At 66.2% G+C, this 19,082-nt stretch carries 19 protein-coding genes; 18 read left to right on the top strand and 1 reads right to left on the bottom strand.

What is annotated here, in order from left to right; translation table 11 throughout:
* The 9 genes from A5777_RS22080 to A5777_RS22040 all read left to right on the top strand — a co-directional run.
* The coding region (locus A5777_RS22080) for a glycosyltransferase family 4 protein (RefSeq protein WP_064864610.1) at positions 1-932 on the top strand (932 nt) is incomplete at its 5' end.
* A gap of 143 nt (positions 933-1,075) precedes the next feature.
* Positions 1,076-1,597, top strand: a complete 522-nt coding sequence (locus A5777_RS22075; RefSeq protein WP_064864616.1) for a hypothetical protein — start codon at positions 1,076-1,078, stop codon at positions 1,595-1,597.
* Between the two features lie 108 nt (positions 1,598-1,705).
* Entirely contained in the window at positions 1,706-2,668 is a 963-nt protein-coding gene (gene pdxS, locus A5777_RS22070) for a pyridoxal 5'-phosphate synthase lyase subunit PdxS (protein WP_005206034.1), read from the top strand.
* A gap of 85 nt (positions 2,669-2,753) precedes the next feature.
* Positions 2,754-3,596: a PP2C family protein-serine/threonine phosphatase gene (locus A5777_RS22065; protein WP_005206033.1), complete on the top strand. Its 843-nt coding sequence runs from the start codon at positions 2,754-2,756 to the stop codon at positions 3,594-3,596.
* Between the two features lie 22 nt (positions 3,597-3,618).
* Positions 3,619-4,356, top strand: a complete 738-nt coding sequence (locus A5777_RS22060; protein WP_005206031.1) for a hypothetical protein — start codon at positions 3,619-3,621, stop codon at positions 4,354-4,356.
* A 192-nt stretch (positions 4,357-4,548) separates the two neighbouring features.
* Complete coding sequence (locus A5777_RS22055; protein ID WP_005206028.1) at positions 4,549-5,067, top strand: helix-turn-helix transcriptional regulator; 519 nt, start codon at positions 4,549-4,551, stop codon at positions 5,065-5,067.
* 47 nt (positions 5,068-5,114) lie between these two features.
* Positions 5,115-5,969 (top strand): acyl-CoA thioesterase, encoded by an 855-nt coding sequence (locus A5777_RS22050; RefSeq protein WP_039855647.1) that lies wholly within the window; start codon positions 5,115-5,117, stop codon positions 5,967-5,969.
* A complete protein-coding gene (gene pdxT, locus A5777_RS22045) occupies positions 5,966-6,589 on the top strand; it encodes a pyridoxal 5'-phosphate synthase glutaminase subunit PdxT (RefSeq protein WP_005206024.1) in 624 nt (207 codons plus the stop codon). The genes A5777_RS22050 and pdxT overlap by 4 nt, the downstream gene beginning before the upstream one ends.
* A 58-nt stretch (positions 6,590-6,647) precedes the next feature.
* The gene (locus tag A5777_RS22040; protein WP_005206023.1) at positions 6,648-7,400 is read left to right on the top strand and encodes a YebC/PmpR family DNA-binding transcriptional regulator; all 753 of its coding nucleotides are present in this window, start codon (positions 6,648-6,650) and stop codon (positions 7,398-7,400) included.
* A gap of 3 nt (positions 7,401-7,403) precedes the next feature.
* On the opposite strand, the gene A5777_RS22035 is transcribed toward A5777_RS22040, so the two are convergent.
* The gene (locus tag A5777_RS22035) at positions 7,404-8,015 is read right to left on the bottom strand and encodes a hypothetical protein (RefSeq protein ID WP_064864614.1); all 612 of its coding nucleotides are present in this window, start codon (positions 8,013-8,015) and stop codon (positions 7,404-7,406) included.
* A gap of 93 nt (positions 8,016-8,108) precedes the next feature.
* Between A5777_RS22035 and ruvC the strand changes: the two genes are divergently transcribed.
* From ruvC to A5777_RS21990, 9 genes are all read left to right on the top strand, one after another.
* Positions 8,109-8,750: a crossover junction endodeoxyribonuclease RuvC gene (ruvC, locus tag A5777_RS22030; protein ID WP_005202612.1), complete on the top strand. Its 642-nt coding sequence runs from the start codon at positions 8,109-8,111 to the stop codon at positions 8,748-8,750.
* Positions 8,747-9,340: a Holliday junction branch migration protein RuvA gene (gene ruvA, locus A5777_RS22025; protein WP_005202613.1), complete on the top strand. Its 594-nt coding sequence runs from the start codon at positions 8,747-8,749 to the stop codon at positions 9,338-9,340. The genes ruvC and ruvA overlap by 4 nt, the downstream gene beginning before the upstream one ends.
* Positions 9,340-10,422 (top strand): Holliday junction branch migration DNA helicase RuvB, encoded by a 1,083-nt coding sequence (gene ruvB / locus A5777_RS22020; protein ID WP_005202614.1) that lies wholly within the window; start codon positions 9,340-9,342, stop codon positions 10,420-10,422. Before ruvA ends, ruvB begins: the two co-directional genes overlap by 1 nt.
* 109 nt (positions 10,423-10,531) lie before the next feature.
* The gene (gene yajC, locus A5777_RS22015) at positions 10,532-10,987 is read left to right on the top strand and encodes a preprotein translocase subunit YajC (RefSeq protein WP_005202615.1); all 456 of its coding nucleotides are present in this window, start codon (positions 10,532-10,534) and stop codon (positions 10,985-10,987) included.
* A 157-nt stretch (positions 10,988-11,144) separates the two neighbouring features.
* Positions 11,145-12,866, top strand: a complete 1,722-nt coding sequence (gene secD / locus A5777_RS22010) for a protein translocase subunit SecD (RefSeq protein WP_005202616.1) — start codon at positions 11,145-11,147, stop codon at positions 12,864-12,866.
* Positions 12,863-14,059, top strand: a complete 1,197-nt coding sequence (gene secF, locus A5777_RS22005) for a protein translocase subunit SecF (RefSeq protein WP_005202617.1) — start codon at positions 12,863-12,865, stop codon at positions 14,057-14,059. The genes secD and secF overlap by 4 nt, the downstream gene beginning before the upstream one ends.
* Before the next feature lie 7 nt (positions 14,060-14,066).
* Positions 14,067-15,746 carry an ABC transporter substrate-binding protein gene (locus A5777_RS22000; RefSeq protein ID WP_197502441.1) on the top strand — a complete coding sequence of 560 codons (1,680 nt, stop codon included), beginning with the start codon at positions 14,067-14,069 and terminating at the stop codon, positions 15,744-15,746.
* Positions 15,747-15,750: 4 nt separating this feature from the next.
* Positions 15,751-16,341: an adenine phosphoribosyltransferase gene (locus tag A5777_RS21995; RefSeq protein WP_231895167.1), complete on the top strand. Its 591-nt coding sequence runs from the start codon at positions 15,751-15,753 to the stop codon at positions 16,339-16,341.
* Positions 16,342-16,504: 163 nt separating this feature from the next.
* The gene (locus A5777_RS21990; protein WP_005202624.1) at positions 16,505-18,913 is read left to right on the top strand and encodes a RelA/SpoT family protein; all 2,409 of its coding nucleotides are present in this window, start codon (positions 16,505-16,507) and stop codon (positions 18,911-18,913) included.
* Positions 18,914-19,082: the final 169 nt, after the last annotated feature.

Genomic DNA, 19,082 nt, shown 5'->3' with positions numbered 1-19,082 from the left:
CGGTGTCTCGCGTCTGCTTCAGCCCACACGGCTACCTGACGCTTCGCCGCTGGATCGCCGACAACGAGTTCGACGTCTTGCACGTCCACGAACCCAATTCGCCGAGTCTGTCGATGCTGGCGTTGATGGTCGCGTTGGGGCCGATAGTCACGACGTTTCACACCTCGACGTCGAAGTCGTTGTGGTTGAAGACATTTCAGGGAATCCTGCGCCCGTACCACGAGCGGATCGCAGGGAAGATCGCCGTGTCGGAGCTCGCGCGTCGCTGGCAGATGGAGTCGCTGGGTTCCGACGCGGTCGAGATCCCGAACGGAATCAACTGTGCGGGTTTCGCCGACTCACCTCCACTGCCCGGCTACCCGCACCCCGGCCGGTCGGTGCTGTTCCTCGGTCGCTTCGACGAGCCACGCAAGGGCATCGACATTCTGATGCGTGCATTGCCGACGATCGTCGAGAGTTTTCCCGACGTCCGGATCCTGGTGGTCGGCGGAGGCAACGAGCGTGCGTTGAGGCGTCGAGCAGGAGATCTCGCCGACCACCTCGTACTGCTCGGTCAGGCCGACGACGAGACCAAGGCGCGGGCGCTGGCGTCGGCCGACGTGTACGTGGCACCCAATCTCGGTGGCGAGAGTTTCGGCATTGTTCTGGTGGAGGCCATGGCGGCGGGCGCAGCGGTGGTCGCGAGCAAACTCGACGCCTTCCGACGCGTTCTCGACGACGGCCGTGCCGGAAAGCTGGTTGCTGTCGGTGCTGCTGATGAGCTCGCCGACGCTGTGACAGCACTCCTCTCCGACGACGACGCCCGCGCCGACCTCGTCGAAGCGGGTCGGGCGAGAGCCGCGAAGTACGACTGGTCGCGTGTGGCCGACCAGATCCTGCGCGTATACGAGACGGTCACCGTCGACGCCGGACCCGTCGTGGTGTCGGACTGAGTGGACCCAGAAAGAGTGGGCCCAGAAAGAGTGGACCCTGACAGAGTGGGTACAGCATGAACGGTGCGGCGCACCAACAACTTTCAGTGGCATCGAGTCTTGCCGACGCCGTGCGGTTCTCTGGGATCACGGTCTCGGGCACCGTGGCGTCGATCGTGTTCGTCGTGGTGGTTCTCGTGGTCGTGGCCGCGGCGTGGGCCTACAAGACCGCCAATCGCCTCGACCGGCTGAACGTTCGTGTCGACCTTGCGCGTCGGTCGCTGGAGTCCGCGCTCGAGCGACGCAGCGTCGTCGCGCGGGCCATCGCGGCGTGGATGGAGACGTCGACCGACGACCGAGGCAGAAAGGCCGCGGCCTTACTGACCGCGGTCGCCGACCGTGCCGAACGCGCGACGCCGGATCAGCGCGAGGACGCGGAGAACGACGTATCCGCGGCGCTCGCCCGTACCGACAACGGCGTACGTCCGGCGTCACTGTCGATCGAACTCGCCGATGCCGAGACCCGCGTGATGATGGCACGACGCTTCTACAACGACGCCGTTCGCGACACGCGCGCGCTGGCAACCCGCAGACCTGTGCGCTGGCTCAAGCTCGGAGGCACGGCAGCACCGCCCGCGTACTTCGAGATCTCCGAGCGGGTGGCACCCGACGACGAATCGTCCTGACGTGCGGCGAACCTGCGGCCAGGACACAATTCGGGGTCGCCTATCCTGTAATGCCAGGAGCCCAGTGGATCGCCGATGGGCCGTGAACGCGAAATCAGGAGACTTACAGTGAGTCGATTCGAATCAGGGGAGCAGCCCGCGACCGACGCAACCTCGTCGGTCAACGGACACGCCGCTGCTGACTCGCAGGCAGGACACGGCACTGCCCGTGTCAAGCGCGGAATGGCCGAGATGCTCAAGGGCGGCGTGATCATGGACGTCGTGACGCCCGAGCAGGCGAAGATCGCCGAGGACGCGGGGGCTGTCGCGGTCATGGCGCTCGAGCGGGTACCCGCCGACATCCGTGCACAGGGTGGCGTGTCGCGCATGAGCGACCCCGACATGATCGACGGGATCATCAACACGGTCAGCATCCCGGTGATGGCCAAGGCACGTATCGGACACTTCGTCGAGGCGCAGATCCTGCAGAGTCTCGGCGTCGACTACATCGACGAGTCGGAGGTCCTGACGCCCGCCGACTACGCCAATCACATCGACAAGTTCGCGTTCACGGTGCCGTTCGTGTGTGGTGCCACCAACCTCGGCGAGGCGCTTCGACGCATCACCGAAGGTGCTGCGATGATCCGCTCCAAGGGTGAGGCCGGCACCGGCGACGTCTCGAACGCGACGACCCACATGCGCAAGATCCGCGATGAGATCCGACGCCTCACCTCGCTGCCGAAGGACGAATTGTACGTCGCGGCAAAGGAATTGCAGGCTCCGTACGATCTCGTCGTCGAGGTCGCCAACGCGGGCAAACTGCCGGTGACCTTGTTCACCGCCGGCGGCATCGCCACTCCTGCAGACGCCGCGATGATGATGCAGCTCGGCGCTGAGGGCGTGTTCGTCGGTTCCGGCATCTTCAAGTCGGGTAACCCCGCGCAGCGGGCGGCGGCGATCGTGCAGGCAACGACGTTCTACGACGACCCGGATGTGCTCGCGAAGGTCTCGCGCGGACTCGGCGAGGCGATGGTCGGCATCAACGTCGACGACATCCCGGCACCGCATCGTCTTGCCGAGCGCGGCTGGTAGGCGACATCGACGACATGGACACGTTCGCGCCGACAGTGGGTACGTCACCCGCGGGTGGCGAGCCCGCCGGTAGGATCTGCTGACCATGGACTCGGTGAGCATCGTCCGTGATTCGTCGCTGACCGGCAGCGACATCGTCGGAGATCTGCGACTCGACTGGTCGGTGTACAGCGACGTCGGACGTGTCCGCGACGCCAACGAAGACGCCGCTCTCGTGTTGCCCGGACGGTATCTGCTCGCAGATGGCATGGGCGGGCACGAGAGTGGCGAGCTGGCCAGTGAGGCGGCGCTCCTGACGCTGGCGGAGGTCGAGCCTGGTGCCGAACTCGCCGATACCCGAGACGTACTCGACCGACTGCTCGTCGACGCGCAGCAGCGCATCGGTGGTATCGATGGCTTCTCCGACCGACGAGCGGGGACCACTGTGACCGGCGCGGTGCTCGTCACCGACGACGACGTCCTCCACTGGCTGATCCTCAACATCGGCGATTCGCGGACGTACCGGTTCCAGAACGGCACGCTGCAGCTGCTCACACGCGACCATTCACAGGTTCAGGAGTTCGTCGACGCCGGTGTGATCACCGCCGAGCAGGCTCGAATCGACCCGCGCCGCAACGTCATCACCAGGGCGCTCGGTGCGGGTATGTCCGAGCCGGACGCCGACTACTTTTCCACCCCGGCACTACCCGGCGATGTCCTGCTCATCTGCTCCGACGGATTGACCGGCGAGCTGCCCGACGCCGAGATCGCCGAGATTCTCGCGGGTTCCGATTCCGCAGAGGATGCCGCGGCAAGCCTTGTCGACGCCGCGCTGTTCGTCGGCGCGCACGACAACGTGACCGTCGTGGTGGTGTCGGTGCGCAGCGACGAGGAGTCGGGCGAGGTCGGCGGGGAGAGCGTCGAGACGTCGGAGGACACGCCCACATGACAGCGTCGAGGTGCGCTCGCCGATGACGTCCGGGCAGGTTCCGCAGACGCAGGCCGAGCGTGCGTTCGTCGACTATTGCGGCGAGCGGTTCGGGATTCTGGCGGGTCGTCGGTTCTGGATCGGGCGTGAGGCGGATCTGTCCGTCGACGACAATCCCTATCTGCACCGTCGATTCTTGTTGCTGCACAACGTCAATGGCTTGTGGTGGTTGAGTAATCAGGGCGCGCATCTCTCGGCCAGCGTGTCTGCGGGCGACGTCGGATTCTCGGCGGTGCTCGGACCGGGCGCCCGGATGCCGCTGGTCTTCGGCCACACCACGATCGTGTTCACGGCAGGGCCGACCACCTACGAGGTGGACGTCCACACGGTGAGCCCGCACGTCGACGCGGTGACCGCGCCCGAGGTGGTCGGCGGGATGATTACGCAGGGCGTCCCGATGCTGACCGAGAGTCAGAAGCTGCTGATCGTCGTCTTGGCGGAGGAGATCCTGCGTCGTGACGGCACGGGGGCCAGTGCGATCCCCTCGTCGGCGCAGGCCGCGGGGAGACTGGGCTGGTCGCTGACGAAATTCAACCGCAAGCTCGACAACGTGTGCGACAAGCTCGACCAGCTCGGAGTCAGCGGAATGCGAGCAGGCGGCGGAAAGCTCGCGAGCAATCGCCGGGCGAAGCTCGTCGAGTACGCGGTGGCCTCGCGCATCGTCACGCGCGGCGATTTACCCCTCATCGACGAAGAGGCCGCGCGCAACGCCGCCGATTGAGTTCAATTCATTAGCTCTGAACTGCGACGATGCAGCATGGGGAGTTCTCCCCATGCCCAGGGGAGTTCTCCCCATCGACGGGCGACCTGAGCACTCATAACGTCATCTGCACGCGGTGCGAAGTACCGCGAATGACCGAGCCGAGACGGCGTAGACCGATACGGCACAAGCGATGACCGAGGAGATGCTGACATGACCGCACCTACCGCACCCCGCATTCCCGCTGTGCAACTCGACGCCTACGCCGCACGACGTCGTGCCGAGTCGGTGGCACGTCGTCAGGAGGCGTTGGCCCGCCTCGCCGCGCGTCGGATGCCGTTGCCCGGGCCTCCAGCGGCCGTCGCTGTCGGCGAAGGACCTCGGCAGGGCGCGACTGTGGCCGGTGGCCGGGGCGAACGACACATGCACCTGTTGCCGCAGCTCGATGCGAACGTGGGGGAGGCGGCGACGACCGACGAGCACCCGCGCAGCCGACAAGCACCGCCGAAGCCGCAGCTGACGCCGCGGGAGATCGAGGTGCTGCGGACGTGGCTGATGGTCGACACGAAGCCCGCAACCGCTGCGGCGCTGTACATTTCGCTCGGCACTGTGAACACACACCTCACACGTATTCGGGCCAAGTACGCCGAGATCGGCCGTCCTGCCCCGACCAAGGCGGGCCTCGTCGCGCGCGCGGTCCAGGACGGGATCGTCGAGCTCGACGAGCTCTGACCGGGCTGTGTGTCTGCCGCGGTGTCATCATGCGGGATACTGTCCAGGTGGCAGACATCGAAGAGATCCTCCAGGTCGAGCGGATCGAGAAGGACATCTACCGCGGCGGCGCGTTCGAGAGCTTTCTGCAGCGCACGTTCGGCGGCCAGGTCGCGGGTCAGGCGCTCGTCTCGGCCACCCGCACGGTTGACGACAGCTACACGGTGCATTCACTGCACGGATACTTCCTCCGGCCCGGCAATCCCGATATTCCGGCAGTCTTCCTCGTCGACCGCATCCGCGACGGACGGTCGTTCTGCACCCGCAGAGTCACCGGAATCCAGAACGGCGAGGCGATCTTCACGATGTCGGCGTCGTTCCATGTGCACGGCGACGAGGGAATCGAGCACCAGGACCGTATGCCGCCTGCGCCCGACCCCGAGTCGTTGCCCGACAGGGCCGAAACCCTGTCCGACGACGATTCGTCGGTGCTCAAGGAATGGCAGAACTTCGACCTTCGTGTGGTGCCGCGCGAGGACATGGTGACGAATCCGTATTTCGCTGCGCAGCAACGAGTCTGGTTCCGGTACCGACACCGACTGCCCGACGATCAGACCATCCACGTGTGCACGCTGGCCTACATGAGTGACATGACGTTGCTCGGATCGTCGAAGGTGCCGCACCCCGGTATCGAACCGCAGGCGGCCTCGCTCGACCACGCCATGTGGTTCATGCGACCGTTCCGTGCCGACGAATGGCTGCTCTACGACCAGAGCTCGCCGTCGGCCGGGGGTGGCCGCGCGCTGACCCAGGGCCGCATCTTCGATCGCGACGGTCGGCTCGTCGCTGCGGTCACACAAGAGGGTCTGAGCCGCACCGGCCGCCAGATGCCCGCCGACCAGCACGCACGGCACGACAGGTGACCGCGGACACCGGATCGCCACGTGTCGGAGTCCTCGCACTGCAGGGTGATGTGCGCGAACATCTCGCCGCCGTCGCCGCTGCGGGAGCGACGCCGATCAGTGTGCGTCGTCGCGAAGAACTCGACGCCGTCGACGGATTGATCATCCCGGGCGGGGAGTCGACGACGATGAGCAGACTCCTGGGCGTGTTCGACCTCTACGAACCGCTGCGCGCGCGCCTCCGCGATGGCATGCCTGCCTACGGTTCGTGTGCGGGAATGATCATGCTCGCCTCGGAGATCCTCGACACACGGCCCGATGCCCGGCATCTCGACGCGCTCGACATCACGGTGCGACGCAACGCGTTCGGACGGCAGGTGGAATCGTTCGAGACCGATCTGGAGGTCGACGGCATCACCGACGGTCACCCGATGCGTGCGGTCTTCATCCGCGCGCCCTGGGTCGAGCGGGCAGGCGAGCGCGTGGAGGTTCTGGCCCGAGTGACCGAGGGTCCCGCGGAGGGTCGGATCGTCGCGGTACGTCAGGGTGACGTCCTCGCGACGTCGTTTCATCCGGAGGTGACAGGCGATCGACGAGTGCACGAATACTTCGTCGGGATGGTCGCCGCTAAGATCGAATGACGAACGACACCGTGCGTGGCAACGACGCCGCGGGCACGCGAAAGGATCGGAACAGCGTATGAGCGGCCATTCCAAATGGGCGACCACCAAGCACAAGAAGGCGGTCATCGACGCCAAGCGCGGCAAGATGTTCGCCAAGTTGATCAAGAACATCGAGGTCGCGGCACGTACCGGGGGTAGTGACCCCGCCGGTAATCCGACGCTGTACGACGCGATCCAGAAGGCGAAGAAGAGCTCGGTACCCAACGACAACATCGAGCGCGCACGCAAGCGCGGCGGTGGCGAAGAAGCCGGTGGCGCCGACTGGCAGACCATCACGTATGAGGGTTACGGACCGAACGGCGTCGCGATCCTCATCGAGTGCCTGACCGACAACCGCAATCGCGCTGCCGGCGAGGTCCGCACCGCGATGACGCGTAACGGCGGCAACATGGCCGACCCGGGTTCGGTGGCCTACCTCTTCACCCGCCGAGGTGTGGTGACGCTGGAGAAGAACGGACAGTCCGAGGACGACATCCTGATGGCGGTCCTCGATGCCGGCGCTGAGGAAGTCAACGATCTCGGCGACTCGTTCGAGGTGGTCAGCGAGCCGACCGACCTCGTCGCTGTGCGCACCGCACTGGTCGACGCCGGTATCGACTACGACTCCGCCGAGGCCGACTTTCGTGCCTCCGTCGAGGTGCCGGTCGACGCCGAGGGCGCCCGAAAGGTCTTCAAGCTGATCGACGCGCTCGAAGACTGTGACGACGTCCAGGACGTGTACAGCAACGTCGACGTCAGCGACGAGGTCCTCGCGGAACTCGACGCCTGAGTTTCAGTTCGTTCGGGCGAGCGCCGGTCGGTCCGGGTGGTCGTAGCGCACCTCGAGGTCGGCGGTCGGAGCGTGCGCATCGTCGTCGAGCAGGGGTCGGATGGTCCACTGCTCGGCGTCGGGCGTCCGGCGTCGCAGAGCGCCCTCCGACATGGCCAGGTGGATCACTAGGTCGAGGTCGAGTCCGTGTGTGCGCAGCATCGGGCCTGCGACGACGATGATCTGGGAGTCGGTGGCGTACTGGTGTTCGTCGCGAAATGATCTGTCGCGCACCGGGTCCCATAACCGTGGCAGCCATCGTCGATGCGTCTGGACGGCGTCGATCACCTCCCGGCCGATCGCGGCGAAGTCGAACCAGTTCTCCCGGTATGACTCGGGATCGGATCTGCCGTACTCCAGCCGCAGCGATGCCGGGCGCAGATAGTCCGACGTGTGGACAACGGCCGCCGCTCGGCCGCGCGCTCGCAGACCGTCGACGATCTCGGAGGCGAGTATCTCTGGCGTGGCGGCGGGCGCGCCGTCGACTCCGACGACGGCGATGCCGGGAAGGTCGGCGCAGCGGTCGATGCACAGCTGCGCCAGGCCCTGCGGAGTAAACGGTTCGAATCGCGTCATCGAGTCCACTCTTACGCCGTGTCGATCACCCGCATTGTCGGGCCCCCTCGGTAATATCTCGAACAACTGTTCGCTGCAATCCGAGGAGTACGTGTGCGAGTGATGGGCGTCGACCCGGGGCTGACGCGATGCGGTATCGCCCTCGTCGAGTCGGGTGCTGGTCGCCAGGTGACTGCGCTCGACGTCGACGTTGTCCGCACACCGACCGACATGGACCTCGAACGACGACTGCTCGCGGTGTACACCGCGGCCTCTCATTGGCTCGACACGCACCACCCCGACGTCGTCGCGATCGAGCGGGTGTTCGCCCAGAACCAGGTCTCCACGGCGATGGGCACCGCGCAGGCAGGTGGCGTCATCGCGCTCGCCGCAGGTCAGCGCGAGATACCCGTACGCTTCCACACCCCATCTGAGGTCAAAGCCGCGGTGACCGGCAGCGGACGTGCCGACAAAGCGCAGGTCACCGCAATGGTCACCCGCATTCTCGGCATGCAGACCAAGCCGCGCCCCGCCGACGCCGCCGACGCGTTGGCTCTCGCGATCTGCCACTGTTGGCGAGGCCCGATGGCCGAGCGGATGCTGGCTGCGCAGCGGCAGGCCGAGGCCGCGGCCGTCCGACATCGTGAGAAGATCGCCGCCGCGCGCGAGCGCGCCGCCGATACCGCGCGCGAGCGCGCCGCCGATACCGCGCGCGAGCGCGCCGCCAGCGCAGCACAGGGGAGGAGCGGATCATGATCGCATCTGTTCGTGGGCCGGTTGTCGACGTCGCGCTCGACCATGTGGTGATCGATTGCGCCGGTGTCGGATACCGCGTTCTCGCCACGCCGTCGACGTTGTCGCGGATGCATCGGGGTGAGGAGTCGACGCTGCTCACCTCGATGATCGTGCGCGAGGACTCGATGACCCTGTACGGGTTCACCGAGCCCGACGCCAGAGCGTTGTTCGCGCTGTTGCAGACCGTGACCGGTGTCGGGCCGCGGCTCGCGATGGCCACGCTGGCCGTCCTCGAACCCGAGGCGCTGCGCAGGGCTCTGGCCGACTCCGACGTCACAGCGCTCACCTCCGTCCCCGGGATCGGCAAGCGGGTCGCCGAGCGGCTCGTCGTCGAGCTTCGTGACAAGGTCGACCGCCCGGCGGTAGACGGATCGGTAGGCGTAAGCGTCACCGGCGGTGGAGTGCGGGCTCAGGTTATCGAGGCGCTCATCGGGCTCGGCTTCACCGCGGCGCCCGCGGAGAAGGCCGTCGTCGCGATTCTCGCGGAGACACCTGATGCCGACGCGTCCGCCGCCTTGCGGAAATCCCTTGCGGTGCTGGGTAAGTCGTGATGAGTTCCGACGAGCCGATCGAGCGCGAGGTCAACGCGACGCCCGTGCGGTCCGATGGCGACCTCGACGCGGGCCTGCGTCCGCGTTCACTGGCCGACTTCATCGGGCAACCGCGGGTGTGTGAACAGCTCGAACTCGTTCTGCACGGAGCGCGTGGTCGGGGAGGAACACCCGACCACATCCTGTTGTCCGGACCTCCTGGGCTGGGCAAGACGTCGTTGGCGATGATCATCGCCGCCGAGATGGGGGCCGCGATCAGGGTCACGTCTGGTCCGGCGCTCGAGAGGGCAGGCGATCTCGCGGCGATGCTGTCGAATCTGGTCGAGGGAGACGTGCTCTTCATAGACGAGATTCACCGAATCGCCCGCCCCGCAGAGGAGATGCTGTATCTCGCCATGGAGGACTTCCGAGTCGACGTCGTGGTGGGCAAGGGGCCGGGCGCGACGTCGATTCCACTCGACGTCGCACCGTTCACGCTCGTCGGAGCGACCACGCGGTCGGGGTCGCTGACCGGCCCGCTGCGCGACAGATTCGGGTTCACCGCCCACATGGAGTTCTACGAGACCGACGAGTTGGTGCGAGTCCTCCGCCGTTCTGCGGGCATTCTCGGCATCGATCTCGGCGGCGACGCGGCGTCGGAGATCGCGAGTCGGTCACGCGGGACACCGCGTATCGCGAATCGGCTGCTGCGGCGTGTACGCGACTATGCGGAGGTGCGCGGTGACGGAACCGTCACTGTCGACACCGCACGGGCTGCGCTGGCCGTCTACGACGTCGACGAACTCGGCTTCGACCGGCTCGACCGCGCCGTGCTCAATGCGCTGATCAGGGCTTTCGGCGGTGGACCGGTGGGTGTGTCGACTCTGGCCGTTGCCGTCGGCGAAGAGCCCGCAACCGTCGAAGAGGTCTGCGAACCCTTTCTCGTGCGTGCGGGGATGATCGCGCGGACTCCACGCGGTCGAGTGGCGACGGCCGCGGCGTGGCACCACCTCGGATTGACACCGCCTGCGGGTGCGCTGAACGCGACATTCGGTGTTCGTCCGCGCGACGTCGACGGTGAATCGCTGTTCGACGACCTCTGAGCACCCAGGTAGTGAGCCAAATGTCCGAATTCGCGGCATGGCACACTAGAGGGAGTGCACTGCTACGGCGTGCAACCTCAACATTCAACGAAGGACTGATCGCTCTCTCATGGAATCTCTGCTCTTTCCGCTTCTGCTCGTGCTCCTCGCCGGCTTCATGTTCTTCTCCATGCGCAAGCAGAAGAAGCGCGCTGCCGAGCAGCAGGACATGCAGAATTCGATTCAGACCGGCACGCGCATCCAGCTCACCTCGGGCCTGTTCGGCACCATCATCGACGCCTCGTCGGCGGACTACATCGACGTCGAGATCGCGACCGGAGTGGTCACGCGCTGGAATCGCCTGGCAATCATGAAGGTCGTACCCACCGAGGATGCCGCGGCGACCTACGCCGGTTACGTCCCGCCGAGCGCACCCCTCACCGCAGACGGTGACGAGTTCTCGACCATCGACGGCACCGTGAGCTACGACTCCCTCTCGGGTGGCGACGACGACCGCGACGCCGACGACACAGAGATCAACCTGCGTAAGGATCAGGGCGGAAACAGCTCCGATTCGGACAAGTAACGCGTCTGGTCTGTGCAGCACTGCTGGCGCGTCACACTGCCAGGTGGGGGTGTGTGAACGCGTCAGCGCTGATCAGTAGAGTGGCGTGCGGCCGTGTGGCCTATCAGTACAGTGGCCTGCGGCCATCTGACGCGCGCTGAAGGAGATCGAGTACAACGTGACCACCCCTCGCCGGGCGACAGAGACGTCGACCAACAAACGGGCGTCGACCAACACACGAGGATCGTCGACCAAGACACGAGGGTCGTCGACCACAAAGCCAGCGAAGAAGCGGCGGTCGCCAGCGCGTGAGATCCCGCCCTGGCGCCCGCTGACCCTGTTCTTCGTGCTGCTTGCGGCGATCTACGCGCTCATCTTCTTCACCGGTGGCGGATCACCGGAGCCGAAGCTCGGCATCGACCTGCAGGGTGGCACCCGAGTTACGTTGACTGCGCGTACGGAGTCGGGCAATCCGCCAACGCGTGAACAACTCGATCAGGCCAAGCAGATCATCGAGCAGCGCGTCAATGGCCTCGGCGTCTCCGGGTCAGAGGTCGTCGTCAACGGCAGCAATCTGATCATCACGGTTCCCGGTCAAGATGGCGCCCAGGCCAAAACGCTCGGCCAGACCGCTCGCCTGTTCGTACGTCCCGTCGTCGAGGTGCAGGCCGCCACGCCGCAGCCGAAGAAGGACGACGCGGCGAAACCGACCGACGAGCAGCCCGCCGACCAGGCGGCCAAGGCAATCGAGGAGCAGCGCAAGCTGCGACAGGTTCCCGCGGGCGCCAACACCGACGGGCTCAAGGCCTACATGTCCAAGATGGACTGCTCGACCGGCGCGAACGATCCACTTCTCGGTAACGACATCTCCGATCAGTACCTCGTGGCGTGTTCGGAGGACGGCAAGCAGGTCTACCTGCTCGCGCCTCAGATCATCGACGGTCGCGATATCAGCTCTGCGAGTTCGGGATCCGATCAGCAGACGGGTGCGTGGACGGTCTACCTCGACTTCAAGCCGAACGCGGCGCAGACCTGGAGCGAGTTCACCGCCAAGAACATCGGCAACACCACCGCGTTCGTCCTCGACAGCCGTGTCGTGTCGGCCGCGACGATCAATTCGCAGATCTCCGGCGGCAAGACACAGATCACCGGATCGTTCAACGAGACAGAGGCCAGCGACCTCGCCAATGTGCTGAAGTACGGCTCGCTGCCGCTTTCGTTCAAGACGTCCGACGCTGAGACGGTCTCGGCAACGCTGGGTCTGCAATCGTTGCGTGCGGGTCTGATCGCAGGCCTGATCGGTCTGATCGCGGTCTTCATCTACGCCCTCGCCTACTACCGTGCGCTCGGCTTCCTCACGATCCTCTCGCTGATCCTCGCCGGCGCCGCGGTCTACGGCATCATCGTGTTGCTCGGCCGATGGATCGGATTCACGCTCGACCTCGCGGGTATCGCGGGTCTGATCATCGGTATCGGTATGACGGCCGACTCGTTCGTCGTCTACTTCGAACGCATCAAGGACGAGATGCGCGAGGGACGAAGTTTCCGGTCGGCGGTGCCGCGTGGCTGGGCCAGCGCCCGCCGGACCATCTGGTCGGGCAATGCTGTCAGCTTCATCGCCGCAGCCGTGATCTACATCCTCGCGATCGGAGAGGTCCGTGGGTTCGCGTTCACGTTGGGTCTCACAACCATCATCGACGTCGTCGTGGTCTTCCTCGTCACCCATCCGCTTGTTGTGCTGGCCAGTAGGAGCGACTTCCTCTCGCGGCCGAAGATCAACGGCCTCGGCGCGGTGAGTGAGGTGGCGCGACAGCGTCGCCAGCGCACCAGCAGGACAGACCGGGCGGCCGCAGAACGCACCGACAACGAGCAGACCGTCGCAGAAGGAACGTCGAAATGACAACCACCAACGACACACGCGACGGCTCGGCGCCGACTCCGTCTGCCGGAAGCGACGCCGACTTCGTCGCCGACACCAACAGGTCGTTCCTGTCGCGGCTCTATACCGGCACCGGTGCATTCGAGATCGTCGGACGCAGGCGCATGTGGTACCTGGTGAGCTTGGCGATCGTCGTCATCTGCATCGCTTCCATCGCAATCCGAGGGTTCTCCTTCGGTATCGAGTTCGAAGGCGGAACACAGGTCTCCATCCCCGTCACACAGGGTGTGACGAGCCAATCCGTCGAAGACGTCACGACCAAGGCGCTGGGCAGCGCGCCGGAAGCGGTCCAGACCGCGGGTTCCGGTGCTGCGCAGACCGTGCAGGTGCGTACCGAGACGCTGACGGTGCAGCAGGCGTCGACACTCACCCAGGCGTTGACCGACCGCTTCGGGCCAGAACTCACCAACCGCGACGTGAGCATCTCCGAGGTGAGTTCGACCTGGGGCAAAGAGATCACCGAGAAGATGCTCATCGCCCTTGCGGTGTTCCTCGTGATCGTCTTCGTCTACATCGCCATCCGCTTCGACAGGGAGATGTCGGTTGCGGCACTCGCCTCGCTGTTGTTCGACATCGTCGTGACGGCGGGCATCTATTCGCTCGTCGGTTTCGAGGTCACTCCGGCAACGGTGATCGGTCTGCTCACCATCCTGGGCTTCTCGATCTACGACACCGTCGTCGTGTTCGACAAGGTCGGTGAGAACACCCGGTCGGTCTTGCAGACGACGCGTCGGACGTACGCCGAGCAGGCCAACCTCGCGATCAACCAGACCCTGATGCGGTCGATCAACACGACGGTCATCTCCGTGCTTCCGATCATCGCGCTGATGGTGATCGCCGTGTGGTTGCTCGGTGTCGGCACGCTCAAGGACCTCGCACTGATCCAGTTGGTCGGCGTCGTCGTCGGTACCTACTCGTCGATCTTCCTCGCGGCCCCGCTACTCGTCACGCTCAAGGAACGTCGTTCCGACATCAAAAAGCACACCGCGCGTGTGCTGGCGCGTCGCGACGCGATCGAGGCCGGTGAAGACGTCAGCGCGGCAGACCGGCCGGTTCGTGGTCGCGCGGCGTCGAGCACACGGAGTGCTCGCGCTGCAAAGGATGCGGGGGAGGAGCCGCAGGCTCCCACCGGCAAGCGTCGGCGTTCCCGATAGGCGCGCCGTGACCTCAGTGCGCAGCACGAAAGTGCTCGCGATGGTGTTGGCGGGCCTCGTCATGGTCGGGGTGGTCGCCGCGTGCGGCGACGACCCACCGCCGACGCTCGACTACCTCACCGACGCGCGCCTGAGCACGGCCAACGCGAACACCGCCGCCGGCAACGCCGACGGCGCGTTGATGCTGACCGGCCGAGTGTTCCCCGGGTTCAGTTATCTCGGGGCGTCGGGTCAGGTGACGCCCGACCGTGACATCGGCACCGTGAGCGTGCAGGCGGGTCCGGTACAGACGCTGACCTACCAGTTCACGCCCGACGCCGCGTTCTCCGACGGCACGCCGCTCGACTGCGACGATCTGGTCCTCGCGTGGACGGCGATGAGCGGACGGTTTCCGGAGTTCGGGGCCGCGACCACCGCCGGGTACCGCGACATCGACGCCGTCGACTGCAATGCGGGCTCCAAGTCGGCGACAGTGACCTTCAAGCGCGGTCGCGACTACCGTGACTGGCTTTCGCTGTTCGGCGCGGGCACCCTCATGCCCGCGCAGGTGGTCGGCCGTGTCGCGGGCGTCGCCGACGTACTGACGTCGATCAGGTCGTCCGACCGGGCCGCGATCCGCAAGATCGCGAAGGCCTGGACATCGGCGTTCGAGCTGCGAGCGGGCGGCGGTGCCGACAACGTACCGTCGTCGGGTCCCTACGAGATCTCCGAGGTGACCGACGCAGGCGTGCTGCTCGTCCCCAACCCGAAGTGGTGGGGAGACGCACCGAAGGTGTCGAGGATCCTCGTGCATGGCAGGTCCGACGCGGCACGCCTCATCACTGGCAACTCGTACAGCGTCGCCGACGTGACTGCAGGACTGACAGACGGCGATGCCAAACGCAGCGACCAGAACTCCGCGGGGCAGGTGCAAGCCCCCGACGCGCCCGGCCGGGCGCTGGGCGTCGAAGAAGTGGTGCTCTCGCGTCGTGGGGTCTTCGCCGACGTCGCCGTTCGACGGGCGTTCGCCAGTTGTGTACCCCGGGATGCGCTGACGCGCACGTTCGGCCAGGGTGCGCAGTTGTGGAATCTCCGGACGCTTGCGCCCGCGGACCGCCTCGCGGCAGCGATCAACGGCGAGTTCGGTCAGGGATACCTGCGTGCGAACATCGCCAAGTCGCGAGAACTCCTTGCTGGAGCGGGTGAGGAGTCGGGCATCCGGGTCCGCATCGGCTACCTCGCGCCAGGTGACCGACAACGGCAGATGGTCGCAGCGATCGCCGACTCCTGTCGCGCGGCCGGCATCTCGGTCACTGACGTGTCGTCGCCTCAGTTCGGTATCAGCGACCTCGGAAAGACCGCCGACGCGGTGTTGGTGGTCAACGGAACGTCGTTCGCCGCGGCGGGCGCAGCCGATCCGAGCCGAGACGCGTATCAGCTGTTCGACGGAGATCCGTTGGACATCAACGACTTTGACGATCAGGCAGTCTCCGATGCTATCGCCGCGCGCAGCGTCGGCGCGCTCGGTAGCGAACACTTGAGTCTCGTCCGGACGATCGAGGGCGCGGCGTGGTCGGACATCCCGTCGATTCCGCTGTTTGCTGCTCCGCGGGTTCGACGATGGAATGATCGAGTCGACAACGTGGTTGCCGGACTCGGCCGCAATGGAACGGGATGGAACATGGATCGGTGGGTGAGCGGTGAGTGAGCGCGTGAGCGGGCGCGCGACCGGCGGTTCCGACGAGGTCACGCGCGAGGCGGTCCTCCTGGCACGGGCGGCGATCGCCGAGCATCAACGCACGGTTCCCGACTTTCCGAAGCCGGGCATCCTCTTTCGTGATCTGACCCCGGTCCTCGCCGACACGGAGGGATTCTCGTCGATCGTGACGGCGCTGACACACGGGTGTTCGGGCGTCGACCTCGTGGCGGGAATCGACGCGCGCGGCTTCTTGGTCGGCGGTGCCGTCGCACAAGAGCTGGAGGTCGGCATCCTGGCGGTCCGTAAGGGCGGAAAACTGCCCCCGCCGGTCTACGGCGTCGACTACGACCTCGAGTACGGCACAGCTCGGCTGGAGATCCCGGCGAGCGGCATCGACATCACCGGTCGGCGCGTGCTGATCGTCGACGACGTCCTCGCAACGGGTGGAACCGCTGTCGCGGCGTCGAAACTCATGGGTCTGGCGGGTGCCTCGGTTGTCGGGGTCGCGGTGATCATGGAGCTCGCCGATCTCGGCGGGCGCGCGAAGATCGCTGCCGAACTCGGGCCGGAAGTGGGCCTGCACGCGATCACCGACGACCGCTGAGCCCGGTCGGTCCGCAGCGCACGCCGCGCCCGGCGTCGGCGCCGGATTAGACTCGTCACATACGGTGTTGAAATCTTCCGGGATCAGTTCTCATCGGTCGACGTCCGCGTGTCGGTACGGCGGCCTGACGTCCTGAGAAGACGCACCACGAGAAGGAGGCAGCATGGCGAACGAGACCGAGGCGGCCGTCGCTCGTGAGCGGGTCACGCCGACCGCCCCCGCAGAGCAGGCCCGTCCCGCTGCTCCCGCCCCGGTGAGTGCGCCCGATGGCACTGGGGCCACCGAGCCCGCTGCTCCCGCCGACACCACGCATGCCTCGGCGTCGCGGCGCGTTCGCGCTCGACTCGCACGTCGGATGACCGCGACCCGCAGCTCGGTGCGCCCGGTGCTCGAACCCCTGGTCACCCTGCATCGGGAGATCTATCCCAAGGCCGACATCGCGCTTCTGCAGCACGCCTACGACGTCGCCGACGAACGCCATCGTGGTCAGAACCGGAAGTCGGGCGACCCATACATCACCCATCCGCTCGCGGTCGCGACGATTCTCGCCGATCTCGGGATGGACACCACCACGCTCGTCGCCGCGCTGTTGCACGACACCGTCGAGGACACCGGCTACACCCTCGAGGCGCTCGAGAGTGAATTCGGTGCCGAGGTCGCCCATCTCGTCGACGGCGTGACCAAGCTCGACAAGGTGGCCCTCGGCAGCGCCGCCGAAGCCGAGACGATCCGCAAGATGATCATCGCGATGGCACGCGATCCGCGGGTTCTCGTCATCAAGGTCGCCGACCGCCTCCACAACATGCGCACGATGCGCTTCCTCCCGCCGGAGAAGCAGGCGCGCAAGGCTCGTGAAACGCTGGAAGTGATTGCGCCACTTGCCCATCGGCTCGGCATGGCAACGGTCAAGTGGGAACTCGAAGACCTCTCTTTCGCGATTCTGCACCCCAAGCGCTACGAGGAGATCGTGCGGCTCGTTGCCGACCGCGCGCCCTCGCGCGACACCTATCTCGCCCGTGTGCGCGCCGACATCAACAACGCGCTGTCGTCGGCCAAGATCACCGCGACGGTCGAGGGTAGGCCCAAGCACTACTGGTCGATCTATCAGAAGATGATCGTCAAGGGTCGCGACTTCGACGACATCCACGATCTCGTCGGCATGCGCATCCTGTGCGACGACGTGCGTGACTGCTACGCGGCGGTCGGCGTCGTGCATTCGCTGTGGCAGCCGATGGCCGGACGTTTCAAGGACTACATCGCTCAGCCGAGGTTCGGCGTGTACCAGTCGTTGCACACCACGGTCATCGGGCCGGAGGGCAAGCCCCTCGAGATTCAGATCCGCACCAACGACATGCACCGCACCGCCGAATTCGGTATCGCCGCGCATTGGCGATACAAGGAGGGTGGCTACCGGGATCGCAAGGGACGCAAGACCGATACGGCCGAGATCGACGACATGGCGTGGATGCGTCAACTCCTCGATTGGCAACGAGAAGCCGCCGACCCCGGCGAGTTTCTCGAGTCGCTGCGCTACGACCTCGCCGTCAAGGAGATCTTCGTCTTCACGCCGAAGGGCGACGTGATCACGCTGCCCGCGGGCTCGACGCCCGTCGACTTCGCCTACGCGGTGCACACCGAGGTGGGGCACCGATGTATCGGTGCCCGCGTCAACGGCCGACTCGTCGCGCTCGAACGCGAACTCGAGAACGGCGAAGTCGTCGAGGTGTTCACGTCGAAGGCTCCCAACGCCGGGCCGAGCAAGGACTGGCAGAACTTCGTCGTCTCGCCCCGAGCGAAGGCCAAGATCCGCCAGTGGTTCGCCAAGGAGCGTCGTGAAGAGGCTCTGGAGACCGGCAAGGACGCGATCGCCAAAGAGGTTCGACGAGGCGGATTGCCACTGCAGCGTCTGATGAGCGCCGAGTCGATGGCCGCGATCGCCAAGGAACTGCGCTACGCCGACGTCAGCGCGCTGTACACGGCTGTCGGCGAGAACCATGTGTCCGCACGGCACGTCGTGAATCGGCTCGTCTCGTCCCTCGGTGGCATCGACGACGCCGCAGAGGAGATCGCCGAGCGATCGACACTGTCGACGATGCCGTCGCGGACCAGGGCAGGCGGCGATGCCGGGGTCGTCATCGAGGGTGTCGACAACGTCCTCATCAAGCTCGCGAAGTGTTGTACGCCGGTTCCCGGCGACGACATCCTCGGCTTCATCACGCGCGGCGGGGGTGTCAGCGTCCACCGCACCGACTGCACCAACGCGGGTGAACTGCGCCGCCAGGACGAACGAATCATCCCTGTGACCTGGGCGCCGTCGGCCGAGTCGGTGTTCCTGGTCGCCATCCAGGTGGAGGCCCTCGACCGTCACCGGCTGCTGTCGGACGTGACCAAGGTACTCGCCGACGAAAAGGTGAACATCCTCTCGGCGTCGGTGACCACGAGCCGCGACCGCGTCGCGGTCAGCAAGTTCACCTTCGAGATGGGCGACCCCAAACACCTCGGCCACGTTCTGAACGTCGTGCGCAACGTCGAGGGCGTCTACGACGTCTACCGCGTGACCTCCGCGGCGTAGCTGCGCGCCCGCTCAACGGTCTCGGGCGCCCAGTGGGCGTTCTCGGGCGCACACTCGACACAGAGAAGCGGGGGGGGGGGGGGGGGGGGGGGGGGGGGGGGGGGGGGGGGGGGGGGGGGGGGGGGGTGTGGGGGGGGGGGGGGGGGGGGGGGGGGGGGGGGGGGGGGGG

The sequence above is a fragment of the Gordonia sp. 852002-10350_SCH5691597 genome (genome assembly GCF_001665715.1).
Lineage (GTDB): Bacteria > Actinomycetota > Actinomycetes > Mycobacteriales > Mycobacteriaceae > Gordonia > Gordonia sputi.
The sequence above is the reverse complement of the archived record's forward strand: the minus strand, read 5'-3'. Positions and strand labels throughout refer to the sequence as shown.

Coding starts and splice junctions, on each gene's coding strand:
- yajC (WP_005202615.1), top strand. CDS start 10,532: ATGGAATCTCTGCTCTTTCCGCTTCTGCTCGTGCTCCTCGCCGGCTTC.
- A5777_RS22060 (WP_005206031.1), top strand. CDS start 3,619: ATGACGTCCGGGCAGGTTCCGCAGACGCAGGCCGAGCGTGCGTTCGTC.
- A5777_RS22055 (WP_005206028.1), top strand. CDS start 4,549: ATGACCGCACCTACCGCACCCCGCATTCCCGCTGTGCAACTCGACGCC.
- A5777_RS22065 (WP_005206033.1), top strand. CDS start 2,754: ATGGACTCGGTGAGCATCGTCCGTGATTCGTCGCTGACCGGCAGCGAC.
- ruvB (WP_005202614.1), top strand. CDS start 9,340: ATGAGTTCCGACGAGCCGATCGAGCGCGAGGTCAACGCGACGCCCGTG.
- secF (WP_005202617.1), top strand. CDS start 12,863: ATGACAACCACCAACGACACACGCGACGGCTCGGCGCCGACTCCGTCT.
- ruvA (WP_005202613.1), top strand. CDS start 8,747: ATGATCGCATCTGTTCGTGGGCCGGTTGTCGACGTCGCGCTCGACCAT.
- A5777_RS21990 (WP_005202624.1), top strand. CDS start 16,505: ATGGCGAACGAGACCGAGGCGGCCGTCGCTCGTGAGCGGGTCACGCCG.
- A5777_RS22040 (WP_005206023.1), top strand. CDS start 6,648: ATGAGCGGCCATTCCAAATGGGCGACCACCAAGCACAAGAAGGCGGTC.
- A5777_RS22035 (WP_064864614.1), bottom strand. CDS start 8,015: ATGACGCGATTCGAACCGTTTACTCCGCAGGGCCTGGCGCAGCTGTGC.